The organism is Acinetobacter sp. LMB-5, from assembly GCF_001541635.1.
GTDB classification, from domain to species: Bacteria; Pseudomonadota; Gammaproteobacteria; order Pseudomonadales; family Moraxellaceae; genus Acinetobacter; species Acinetobacter pittii.
The window spans coordinates 167,864-179,468 of record NZ_LRDR01000003.1 but is presented as its reverse complement, the minus strand read 5'-3'; the positions used below and the strand labels follow the sequence as shown (position 1 = coordinate 179,468).

The window sequence follows — 11,605 nt, the reverse complement described above, 5'->3', positions numbered from 1 at the left end:
CTTATTTTTGTGAGGTATTAAAGCTATAGCTGGTCATCAGGTTGCGATAATCAGGAATATGATTTGAGAAGAGTGCACCTAGACCTTCCACATCATTACGCCAGTCGCGGTGTAACTCACACGCCATACCAAACCAAGTCATCAGCTGAGCACCTGCTTTTGACATACGGTCCCAAGCAGCATCACGCGTTAATTCGTTGAAAGTACCAGAAGCATCTGTAATCACAAACACTTCAAAACCTTCTGCGAGTGCAGATAAAGCTGGGAATGCCACACAAACCTCAGTCACTACCCCTGCAATAATCAGTTGTTTTTTACCTGTCGCTTTGACAGCTTTTACGAAGTCTTCATTGTCCCAAGCGTTAATTTGACCAGGACGTGGAATAAAAGGTGCATCTGGGAAAAGTTCTTTTAATTCTGGAACTAAAGGACCATTTGGACCGTTTTCAAAACTAGTGGTAAGAATAGTTGGTAAATTAAAATATTTAGCAGCATCAGCAAGTGCTAATACATTGTTTTTAAATTTATCTGGGTCGATATCTCGAACTAAAGAAAGTAAACCTGCTTGATGGTCAACTAAAAGAACCGCAGCATTATCCTTGTCTAAACGCACGTAATCTTGAGCCATTTTTTATGTCCTCGTGTTATCAAAATAAATAATCAAAAATTATTGAGTAGGTCGTTATTGCCTAAAATTATGCTAGTTGAGTTTTATGTCGTGATTAAGTCTAAAAAATAGGATTAAGAATTTTAAAAATAGGACGATCTTAAAAAGAGCACATTAAATTCTATGATTGTCTCATAGATGAAATAATGTGTTGCTAATCCTGATCTATAAACTGCAATTATTGAGGCGTAAAATCAATACCAGTTCAAGAAAATCCTACATATATAGGAGAGATCAGATGAAGAAATTTCTTGGTGCATATCAAAATAACCACATGCATTGGGTGGGTGATGGTTTCCCTGTATATAACCTATTCTCTTATGACCGTTTAGGCCAAACCCTAAGCCCATTTTTGCTACTCGATTATGCAGCGCCTTATACATTCTCGCCAACAACTGAACAGCAAGGTGTAGGTTCACATCCTCACCGTGGCTTTGAGACAGTGACCATCGCCTACCAAGGTGAAGTAACTCATAAAGATTCAAGCGGCGGCGGCGGAACCATTAAAACTGGTGACGTACAATGGATGACTGCGGGTGCAGGGGTGTTACATGAAGAGTTCCATTCTCCTGAATTTGCAGAGCATGGCGGTCTGTTTGAAATGGTGCAATTGTGGGTAAATTTACCTTCACATTCAAAAATGACGCCTGGAAAATATCAAGCGATTGAAGCCAAAGATATTCCAGACATCGCGCTAGACGAGCACGGTAGTCATTTGCGTGTGATTGCAGGTGAATATGCAGATGCAAAAGGTGCAGCAACGACGTTTAGTCCATTAAACGTATGGGATGGTAAATTGGCTAAAGGCCAAAAACATACCCTGTATGTACCTGAAGGGCATACCACACTTGTTGTGGTGTTAGAGGGGGCGGTTGTGATTAATGATACAAACCGTCTTGAAGGTAAAACCGTTGCGATTTTGTCTCGTGAGGGTGTTGAGTTTAGCCTAAATGCTGAAGAAGACACTAAATTCCTAGTGTTGACTGGCCAACCACTGAATGAGCCAATCGAAGGTTATGGTCCATTTGTCATGAATACCAAAGCCGAGATTATGGAAGCGATTGATGACTTTAATCGTGGAAAATTCGGTTCAATCATGCAAGAAGCATAAATTGCTAAGCTGCGCTTAATGAACCTTTAAAAACAAAGTAATAAAAAGCCCGCTATCAAGTGTGAATAGCGGGCTTTTTCGCTGTAAAGTTTCTAGTTTTATGATGGACATCGTTATTGTGTCGGCATTGTTTTGTGTGATTTAGTTCTCATTATTATGACCCCATGATACCGCAAAAAGTTTTTCTTGTAAAACGAATGATATAAATATAGTTAAATTATCTTATTTTATTTAAAAGAATTTTTTTAAATTTTTAAAAAATATAGATTTTTATACACTTATCCTCTTTTGTAAAATTTTATGAAAATCATTTGGAAGCGTTCTTTAAATTTTTTCTATATAAATTGATGCAAAAAATAAAAATCTGGTAGTTTTTAATACGGTGTTTTTTTGGGGTATGAGTGATAATCAAAAAAATTCTCGAAAAATGGGACATCATTTTGGATATCGCAATTATTGGCAGTGGAATGGCAGGACTTGCAGCAGCAAGAATTCTGAAAGATGCAGGACATACAATCACGATATTTGAAGCACTTCCTGGCCGGGGAATGGATAGCCATAGCATTGAGTTCGATGGTGGGATTATTGATGCGCCATTGCGTGTTATGAACCCGCATCTATGGAAAAATACACTCAGCCTTGCTGCACACTTAGGTATTAAAACTTTCCCAGTTCGTACCTATATGTCTTGTAGCTGGTTATTTGAAGATCGTACGGAAACATGGTTAACCACATCTCGTAGCCGTATTGGTAATTTCCCGATTATCAATAACCGTAAAGGCATCCAGCAGTATGGCTGGCGTCTTGTGAAAGGGATGTTGCAATTAAAAACTGCGATTCACCAGTTTTTCAAATCTAAAAATCAAGATATTACTCTCGCTGAATTTATTAATCAGAACGACATAGAAGAAGTATTCTGGCATGGCGTAGTGATGCCAGTGCTCTATACCATTTGTACATGTAACCCAAAAACAATTGGTGACTGGCCTGCAAAAAACCTTCTTGAGTTTTTACGCCATTTAACTGATGGCGACATGCTATTGCGTATGAAAGGCGGTACACCAGCATTTGTAGACAGCTTAATTAAAGGCATTGATATCCATAGCGGTTCGGCAATTAAGAAAGTTGAGCAACAAGGCGAAAAAGTACTGGTTGAAAATGCGCAGGGCGATAAGGGCACATTTGACCGCGTTATTGTGGCGACACCAACATCTAAGATTGAAGAGTTCTTAAACCCTGAACAGTTTGCAGATGATATGAATCTGCTTAAACAGTTCCGCTTTGAGCAAGGTGATTTGGTTATTCATACTGACGCAACAGTCATGCCACCACGCCGTAAGGATTGGTCAGTGCTGAGCTATATGATGGACCGTAAGTTTACGCGTCAGCAGTTTACGGTTTGGATGAACGCTGTTGAGCCATCACTTGTGGGCAAAAATCCTGTATTCCAAACTTGGCGTCCAGTGACTGATATTGATCCTAAAAAAATCATTTCAAAAGTGACCTTAACGCGTGCAGTTGTAGACTCGCAAACAATTGCTTTAAACAAAGAGCTACAGCAACGTCATTTAGAACCAAATCGTAAAGTATTTTACTGTGGTTCATGGTCATGTGATGGCTTGCCAATTTTAGAGTCAGCCGTGACTTCTGCAATGCACATTGCTGAAATTTTAGGTGCTCCTTTACCATTTGTAGGTTTAAAACCTCAGGTTGAAGTTGCTCCTGAGCTCGGTTACTAAAATTGTGAAAACAAAAGTTCGAGCAGCTCTCTCTCGACTCATTCCTCATAAATATGCAATTGATGCATCAAGTTTGGGGGATGATGGAGAACTAGCTTGGACAAATTTGGGTTTTTGGAAAAATACCCAAAACTACCCTGAAGCTTGTCGCCAATTGGCTGACCATTTGGCACAAGCTGTCAATTTAAATTCAAAAGATTATTTACTCGATTTAGGCTGCGGACAGGGCGCGAGTTTATTGCACTGGTTACAACACTATCAGCCCAAAAGTATGAGTGCCGTTGAGCTACAAGCTGAATGTGTGAATAAAATTCAAAAACTTATTCCTGAAATAAGTCAGATTTTTTGTGGTTCATTTTTAAATTTAAAACAATTTGAATTCAAACAACCATTCGATGTGGTGCTCTGTATCGATGCGGCTTACCACAGTCATTTAAATTCATTTCTAGATTCGGTCACTCCAGTTTTAAATTCAAAAGGTCGATTAGGTTTTCACTACTTAATGCGTGCAAAGTCATGCCAAAACATGACCATGCTACAAGAACAAAAGCATCGTTATTTACTCAAAGCAGCCGATGTCGCTTGGGATGTTTTACCAACTGAACAAACACTAAGAACGACTTTGCAGCAGCAAGGTTTTACAGATATTCAAATTGAAGATTTATCTGAACAAGTATTATTAGGTTTTTCAGAGTATATTCAAAAACAACAAGGACAATCTCATAGCCGAGGGTTGGCAAATTTTAAAATTCAAATGACTGCAAAGTTATGCCAGCAACTCTACCAAAGTGGATATGTCCGTTATATTCAAATAACAGCAATAAAAAAATAGGAGGAGCCATGTCAGCCAAATATCAAGGATCGTGTTTATGTGGAGCGGTGAGCTACCAAAGCGAAGTAGAGCCACGTTATAGCTTTAATTGCCATTGTCGAGATTGCCAAAAGGCAACAGGTTCGGCATATGCACCAATCGCTTTTTTTCAGCAATCTGAATTGAAAGTAAGTGGTGAGCTGAAATATTTTGAGACTTTGGGATCTTCTGGCCGAGCTATTAAAAGAGCGTTTTGCCCGACGTGTGGTTCTCAGCTTTTTGGCTTACCTGAAATTGCGCCTGAAATGATTTCAATACGTGCAGGTACGCTTGATGACCCGAGTCTCTATCAGCCTAGAGCAGAGGTGTTTGTGAGCCAAGCCTATGCATGGGATACGTTGAACCCAAACCTTAAACACTTTGAAAAAATGATAGAGAAGAGCAAGAAATAAAGCTTAATTAAAAAAGCCAAATATTCCTAAAATAATCACTAAAGTAAGGCTACCAATAGCTAGAAATAATATAGTTTTTCTATATTTTAGCTGCGGCATTTTACTTACAATGAAAATAAGGCAGGCGAGTATGAGCGCTAAGGGCTGAAAAATATTTGATGGCAAAGTAAACATCTCGTTCCTTGTTATTTTAAATTTATTTTAGAAATAAAGTAATAATCTCATTATATCGTCTTTTTATTTAATTGACGAACAGAACTTGTTTATAAATTCATATTTTTATTTCCATGATAGATCAATCAAGTTTTAAATTTAAAGAACCATGTACGCTTTTTCGTACATACATTCGGGAAATTGGCGTCTTTTTATGACGTGATAAATTGCCTATGATGAACTCATCAGGAACAGGAAGTTCCGAAACGTAAAACAACAATAATAAGTTTAAGCATCAGGACGTGAGGTATTACAGGAAGTGTACCTAGTAACGAAATACGAAAAAAGCCCAACAGGATGTTGGGCTTTTTTCATTTCTTATTAACGAATTTCTTTACCGCCTAAGGCTGCACAGTTAAAAGGTGTATTCCATTTCACAGCAGTACCTGTGAGTACTGGGCGAACAATACGCCAAGGCCAGAAGCCAAATCTTTGGCTTTGATGATAATTAATCACCACATCTGCACCGTATTTACGAGCAACGATTGCTAATTTAGGTTTTACTTCTTCAAAACCACCATAGGTTCCTTTCGCGGCTTTAATACGTTTAATAGATTTATAGTGCTCTGCTGAAGGAGTACCCTCAATTAAGCAAATAGGTGGGTTTGCAGTGGTTTGAATTTGAAGTTGAGATGTAGTTTCTTGAGCATATGTTATTAAAGGGAATGCTAGAAATAAAGCAGGTAAAATAAAACGAAGTTTCATACTTTTCCGTATTGGTATCTTAATGAATTAAAGTTTATAAAATAGGTCTTATTTATATGACCTTATTTGGTGGCGCATTATAGTGCTATCTTTTTCATATTTCTTATTTTAAAAATATATTTTTTATAAATTAAGAACGCATATTTTTCTGTTAAAAGAATAAATTGGTTTTAAAAAAATATTTTGAAGCTCGAGTTTATAATAAAATTTTAGGTAAATACCTTCATTCAAAACAGTATGAATATACTATGCCTAAAATTACAGACAACAAAAAACCCCATAAATCAAATATTCATGAGGTTTGATGATGGTGCCGGCACACGGATTCGAACTGTGGACCTACTGATTACAAGTACGAACAAACCTTTATATTTTTCATAATAAAAACAATGGATTGAATGTATTGTTTGATAGAAATTCTAATGGAATCAATAAGACCGTGGCACAGTTACTAAGGTGTTGAAAATTAAGGGAACAGATGAATAGGGACCAAAACTTCCTGAAAAATGATGAGTGCTAAGTTCAAGAAAAATAACAAGCATACTGATTGATAGACCATCACTAGACCACATCTTTTAGGGTATACAATTAATGGACCGTAACCAGAAACTTGAAGAAAACTAATGCTTTTCATGAAGTACCGCAGTAGACCTTCAGTAGAGTAGAGTGGTTCCGAAATGAATGAGACAGTACCGAGTCTTGCCCGGCATGACTGTTTGACATAGGGATACTGTGATAGCGGTATATCTCCCATAAATCACTAAAAAAGCAAAACACCACCATACCAGTGGATAAAGCCGCAGAAACCTAACAAAAAATTCAACAAACAGAAAAAGCTTAAATTTTCCCCAACAGTTCTACATCATCTTTTTCGCTACAGCTAACAGCGCTGCTAGAGAGCAACACTGTATAGACTAGCAAGATGCTTAGATGTAGGAAAAAGGTCAAGGGGATAAAGAAAACTTACGAATCCAGTTTTATTCTTCTTCATAATAGACCTTAACCTTTGATCTAACTTCTTTAGGTATATTGATAAAAATCATACCGTTCTTATGGGTAATTATCGGCTGATTTTTTTGTAGATGAAGATTGTCCTGTTTTCCATCTAGGATAAATAGAGTGGGTACGAGGAATATTCCTATTACAAAGATTGCACTTGAGAAAAATACAACAGCTTTTTTGGTTACACCCATTAAGCTAGAAGATAAGTCTGCATAGTAAATTTTATATAATAAGAAAAAGTAAAAAAATAAAGTGATTACCGTATATATAATTGCTAAATAATAGCCAAACTGACTAGATTCACGAGGTGCAATTTTCCATAAGTAAGAAAAAGAAAATAAAAATATAGCAAAGACAGTAAAATTGGTGACTATCAAATTCAACAAGGTTTGATAGAATTTTTTTTCTGCGATTATCTCTTTTTCATTATCCATCTGTATCTACCTAAAACTACGCTATTTGAAAATAAGGCTAGCACTCTATTATTGACTGCTAGCCATGATGACTCATCGTTTGCTATCTGGCGTGCGTTCTACACGAACCCAAGTAGAGTTCGGTTTAGAGGTAGGTGGAGCAATTGTCCTATCTGGAATTGTTGAATAATTATCTCTCAACCCACCTCGTGGACCTTGTTCTCTGTAGATACCACCATCACGACCAGTACTTTGACCAGGTTTTAAACTCATTTCTCTCTTCCTCTTTTACGCGTATTGAATTAAAACCCAAGTAACAGCTTTTCCTGCATAAGGAGGAAATCTATTTCCTCGAGCAATTGGAGCTGTTGTTGAGTAACCCTCTGGTTTCCAAACTCCTGATTCAGGACATTGTTCACCAGTTTTACATTTTGTTCCGATAGGCGCTTTAGCCATATTAAAAACTCCGCATGTTGTTGTCGAATTCGACAAGTTATAGTTGTCGTTTATATTAGTAACACTACTTGTCGAATTCGTCAACATTAAAATTCGTTTTCGAGTTATTATGGATATGGAAGAAAATAACTAGTAGAATAAAACTATGAATACAGTATCTGATGAAACCTATGTGTTTCCTGAGCGCTTAAAGCAGGTAAGGGAATTACGTAAACTTACCCAAGCTCAGTTAGCCGAAAAATCTAAGATTCCCTCTACCTCAATTTCACATTTGGAAGCTGGGGCAAGGAAACCTTCTTTTGATAATTTGAGAAAACTTGGCATCGCACTTGATGTATCAACAGACTATTTATTAGGAAGATCTGAGAGTTTAGAAGGTACAAATACAGATACATTATTTAGAGATCTTCAAAATCTGACAGAAAGTGATAGAGAAACCATTCGTAGATTTGCAGAATCACTTAGAAATAAATAAAATATTTATTTCTAAGACTTTTATGAAGAATAATGTCTAAAAATACAAAGCAATTTATTGAACAACAAGCTTTCCAAGTTAGAGAAGAGTATGGTTTCACTACTTACGAGATTGATCTTCATCAATTGGGAGATAAAGTTGGAATAGAAATACAAACCCAAGAAGTAGATCAGCATGGTATTTCTGGGGCTTTAATTAGAAGTGGTAATAATTTTCTAATTTATTATTCATCCTTCATCAATAATATTCCATATCAGCGGTTCAGTATTGCACATGAGTTTGGACATTATTTTTTACCCGAACATCCTGAAAATATTTTTGATAGTAACGGGTGGCATATTTCTTCTGCTAATACTAATAGTAAAAACTCCTATGAAAAGGAGGCAGATTACTTTTCTACATGCTTATTAATGCCTAAGCACTTATTTGAAGATGAAATTTATAAATTTAATGATGGATTGGAAGCAATTAAGGGATTAGCTAGTATATTTAATACATCATTAACTACAACTGCTATACGCTATATTGAATTGACTGAAACGCCTGCTATGTTAATTATTAGCTCAAAAGGTATTATTGAGGCGGTATTTGATACAAAAGAATTGCGTAAATTTGGAGCAAAACGTTACACTAAGAATAATATTTTCCCTAATAAAAATATTATATCTACAGAACCATTAAAAAAAGAAATATTTCTGCATGAGTGGGTAGACACTAACCACAGTATTAAAGCCATTGAAGAAACTATAGCATTAGGTGCATATGACAAAATACTTACCATTGTGACAACTACTACTTTATATGATGAAATTGAAGAACATGAGGACATTCAGTGGGACCCACCACGGTTTAAAAAATAATTAAACTATATAAATGAAATAATTTAATCTTTTAGTAAGTTTTCCAAATGTTTAATAATTAAACTTCTTACATAATTTGGAGGAAGTTTTTCATTCTGTAACCAACTTTGTAAAGTCCTATGAGGAACACCATATAAGGCTGTACACATCTCTAGCTGCGTGAAGTTTAACCTTTTTTTTAGCACGTGAAGTTGTTTAGAAAAATCATCCATTAAAGATTTTCCCCTAGAAAGTTGAGGTAATATTGTCATCAAAGATTTTAATAACTATATTACGATAAATCCTATTGCTCCAATAGTTAAAAGCTTATAAAAATGAGCTTTTGATAAAGCTTAAATCAGAATTTAAGTGTAAGCTTATTTAAGCTTGTTTTTTGCGCACTAAGTGCGTAAAATTTATCATCTCCCTATGCGTCAAAGTTATCTTTTATATGAGCAAACCTATTATTTTTTCGTTTTTTTCTGGTTCTGGATTTCTGGATCTAGGCTTTGAAAAAGCTGGATTTAACGTAGCTTTCGTTAATGAATATCAAGCTTCATTTATGGAGGCTTATAAATATTCACGTGAAAAAATGGGGATGCCTAAACCTGAATATGGTGAATATTTAGGTGATATTAATGATTTACTTACTCAAGAACATAAAGGCCCGTTCTTGAAAAAGGTCCAAGCTGCTCAGAAAAAGGCTTTAGTCGGTTTTATTGGGGGGCCGCCATGTCCTGACTTTTCAGTAGGTGGGAAAAATAAAGGAGAGCATGGTGAAAATGGTGCGCTTACCAAAAGTTATGTTGAAGTAATTATAGAGTTTAAACCAGACTTTTTTGTTTTTGAAAATGTTAAAGGTCTGTGGAGAACTAAAAAACATCGTGAATTTTATGATCGTATGAAAGATATTTTATCTAAAGAATATGATTTAACAGATAGACTAACAAATTGTATTGAATATGGTGCTCCACAAGATCGAGATCGAATCTTTTTATTTGGCATCAAGAAGTCTTTGGGTGCTGATCTTTCAAAATTTCCATGGGAACACACGATAAAGCATGATAGAGAATTAGTATTAAAGAAATCTCCTTGGCCTTCTACAATGGGAGAGCAACTATTTGAACCGAATAGCATAGATGATTGGCAAAGAAAATTAACTGTTGAATATTGGTTTAACAAAAATGATGTCGAAAACCATCCTAATAGTAAACATCATTTTACTCCTAGAAGTGGTTTAGCAAAATTTCAAATAATTAAAGAAGGCGATGTAAGCAAAAAATCTTATAAGCGATTGCATAGATATCGTTATTCTCCTACTGCTGCTTATGGAAATAATGAAGTACATTTACACCCCTTATACCCAAGAAGGCTTTCAGCAGCAGAGGCTATGGCAATCCAATCCTTACCAAAAGAATTTGAGCTTCCTGCTAGCATGACTTTAACTGATATGTTTAAGACAATTGGTAATGGTGTTCCTTTTTTAGCAGCAAAAGGGTTAGCTCAAACTATAGAAAAATTTCTTTTACAGCTAGATATAAAGTAATTTAGATAAACAGATATCCAATTCACTTTTAGAGTTTATTTGAAAGAGCTCATCGACTGCGCTTTGAGGTAAACTCTTTACATCTGTAATCGAATGAGTTGCAACTGTTTTTAAGCCTTCTCTATCAGCAGCCCCAATTTTTTTTGATGCTCCAAAGTATTTAATTCCCTTAGGATTTATTGTCCACGTTCTTGTTTGCAAATGCGTATAAAGAGCTTTCATTAAGCTTCCTTCATGTGCCAATTGCAATCTGCGATCGGGTCTTAGAGACGTTTTTACAGATAAGTATCCTGCTATATCATCTAGTTCAGCATAATTAATAAAGTCTTTATAAAGAGTATCAATTATTTCTAACATTTCTAATGAAAGGTTACCAAAGTTTATATCTGATAATTTATTAAGATACTCAATCTTTTTTTGATCAGACAAACGAACAATACAGAAATCAGGATTTGATGTAATTAAATTAACATTCTTTACTTTTAGTTTTTCTCGTAGATCAAAAATATACTCACATAGTTCTGGTTTATATAAGGCCATAACATCAAATGAAGAAATATTAGGCAAATTTATTAATAAAGTATTCGGTTTGTTTGTTATAAAAAATTCGATTGCTCTGATTGATAGCAACCATTCGTACCAATCCCCATTACACTTATTAAAGGCACCTTTATCGATTGTAACTCCTAAATTCTTTGCCAATTCAGTAACTAAAGCTTCAATCTCAGATAATGCATCTCCTATAAAAAAATCAAAGATGTTATTTTTTGATTTCATATATTCGATAAAAACAGCTTTGGGGTTTAGCGCATACTTGCCTGAACTATTTCTATTAATCATATCTTGCATTGCAAAGAAGCCAAATAGTATTTAAATAAAGTCATATTTTCTCATATTCTATAGAACGGAGCTAGGAATAGCATATCCTTAATTCTATGGATATAGGTTTAGAACAGATTTGGGCCTCCACTATCTCCTCTCTCAAATATTTCCCCTCAAGTGAAAAATAGTAAAAAGCAAAATACCACCTCACCAGTGGATAAAGTCGAAGAAAATAAACAAAAAACTCGATAAACAGAAAAGGTTCAAATTTTCCCCCTCACTCCTACATCATCTTTTTTCCTGCAGCTAACAGCGCTGCTAGTGAGCACCGCTAGTCTAGACACTAGCAAGATG

General features: G+C 35.5%; 14 protein-coding genes. 8 read left to right on the top strand and 6 right to left on the bottom strand.

The window, feature by feature from the left end; translation table 11 throughout:
• Position 1 precedes the first annotated feature (1 nt).
• Entirely contained in the window at positions 2–628 is a 627-nt protein-coding gene (ycaC, locus tag AW165_RS04310; RefSeq protein ID WP_002052204.1) for an isochorismate family cysteine hydrolase YcaC, read from the bottom strand.
• A gap of 277 nt (positions 629–905) precedes the next feature.
• On the opposite strand from ycaC, the gene AW165_RS04305 reads away from it, so the two are divergent.
• From AW165_RS04305 to AW165_RS04290, 4 genes are all read left to right on the top strand, one after another.
• Complete coding sequence (locus AW165_RS04305) at positions 906–1,778, top strand: pirin family protein (protein WP_060465060.1); 873 nt, start codon at positions 906–908, stop codon at positions 1,776–1,778.
• Between the two features lie 440 nt (positions 1,779–2,218).
• Complete coding sequence (locus tag AW165_RS04300) at positions 2,219–3,517, top strand: FAD-dependent oxidoreductase (protein WP_060465166.1); 1,299 nt, start codon at positions 2,219–2,221, stop codon at positions 3,515–3,517.
• Between the two features lie 4 nt (positions 3,518–3,521).
• The gene (locus AW165_RS04295) at positions 3,522–4,349 is read left to right on the top strand and encodes an SAM-dependent methyltransferase (RefSeq protein ID WP_060465059.1); all 828 of its coding nucleotides are present in this window, start codon (positions 3,522–3,524) and stop codon (positions 4,347–4,349) included.
• Positions 4,350–4,357: 8 nt separating this feature from the next.
• Complete coding sequence (locus AW165_RS04290) at positions 4,358–4,780, top strand: GFA family protein (RefSeq protein ID WP_060465058.1); 423 nt, start codon at positions 4,358–4,360, stop codon at positions 4,778–4,780.
• A gap of 534 nt (positions 4,781–5,314) precedes the next feature.
• On the opposite strand, the gene AW165_RS04285 is transcribed toward AW165_RS04290, so the two are convergent.
• Entirely contained in the window at positions 5,315–5,698 is a 384-nt protein-coding gene (locus AW165_RS04285; protein ID WP_060465057.1) for a hypothetical protein, read from the bottom strand.
• 164 nt (positions 5,699–5,862) lie between these two features.
• On the opposite strand from AW165_RS04285, the gene AW165_RS19625 reads away from it, so the two are divergent.
• The gene (locus AW165_RS19625) at positions 5,863–6,003 is read left to right on the top strand and encodes a hypothetical protein (RefSeq protein WP_155859630.1); all 141 of its coding nucleotides are present in this window, start codon (positions 5,863–5,865) and stop codon (positions 6,001–6,003) included.
• A gap of 672 nt (positions 6,004–6,675) precedes the next feature.
• On the opposite strand, the gene AW165_RS04280 is transcribed toward AW165_RS19625, so the two are convergent.
• The 3 genes from AW165_RS04280 to AW165_RS19730 form a co-directional block, all read right to left on the bottom strand.
• Positions 6,676–7,134: a hypothetical protein gene (locus AW165_RS04280; protein ID WP_060465056.1), complete on the bottom strand. Its 459-nt coding sequence runs from the start codon at positions 7,132–7,134 to the stop codon at positions 6,676–6,678.
• 72 nt (positions 7,135–7,206) lie between these two features.
• On the bottom strand, positions 7,207–7,386 hold the full coding sequence (locus AW165_RS04275; RefSeq protein ID WP_004839894.1) for a hypothetical protein: 180 nt from the start codon (positions 7,384–7,386) through the stop codon (positions 7,207–7,209).
• Positions 7,387–7,401: 15 nt separating this feature from the next.
• Complete coding sequence (locus tag AW165_RS19730) at positions 7,402–7,569, bottom strand: hypothetical protein (protein WP_004839892.1); 168 nt, start codon at positions 7,567–7,569, stop codon at positions 7,402–7,404.
• Positions 7,570–7,714: 145 nt separating this feature from the next.
• Here AW165_RS19730 and AW165_RS04270 point away from each other — a divergent pair, with 145 nt between their 5' ends.
• The 3 genes from AW165_RS04270 to AW165_RS04255 all read left to right on the top strand — a co-directional run bounded on the left by AW165_RS04270 (position 7,715) and on the right by AW165_RS04255 (position 10,429).
• Complete coding sequence (locus tag AW165_RS04270) at positions 7,715–8,044, top strand: helix-turn-helix domain-containing protein (protein WP_004839890.1); 330 nt, start codon at positions 7,715–7,717, stop codon at positions 8,042–8,044.
• 32 nt (positions 8,045–8,076) lie between these two features.
• Complete coding sequence (locus tag AW165_RS04265; RefSeq protein ID WP_060465055.1) at positions 8,077–8,904, top strand: ImmA/IrrE family metallo-endopeptidase; 828 nt, start codon at positions 8,077–8,079, stop codon at positions 8,902–8,904.
• Positions 8,905–9,334: 430 nt separating this feature from the next.
• Entirely contained in the window at positions 9,335–10,429 is a 1,095-nt protein-coding gene (locus AW165_RS04255; protein WP_060465053.1) for a DNA cytosine methyltransferase, read from the top strand.
• On the opposite strand, the gene AW165_RS04250 is transcribed toward AW165_RS04255, so the two are convergent.
• The gene (locus tag AW165_RS04250; RefSeq protein WP_060465052.1) at positions 10,415–11,278 is read right to left on the bottom strand and encodes a Cfr10I/Bse634I family restriction endonuclease; all 864 of its coding nucleotides are present in this window, start codon (positions 11,276–11,278) and stop codon (positions 10,415–10,417) included. The genes AW165_RS04255 and AW165_RS04250 overlap by 15 nt on opposite strands.
• Positions 11,279–11,605: the final 327 nt, after the last annotated feature.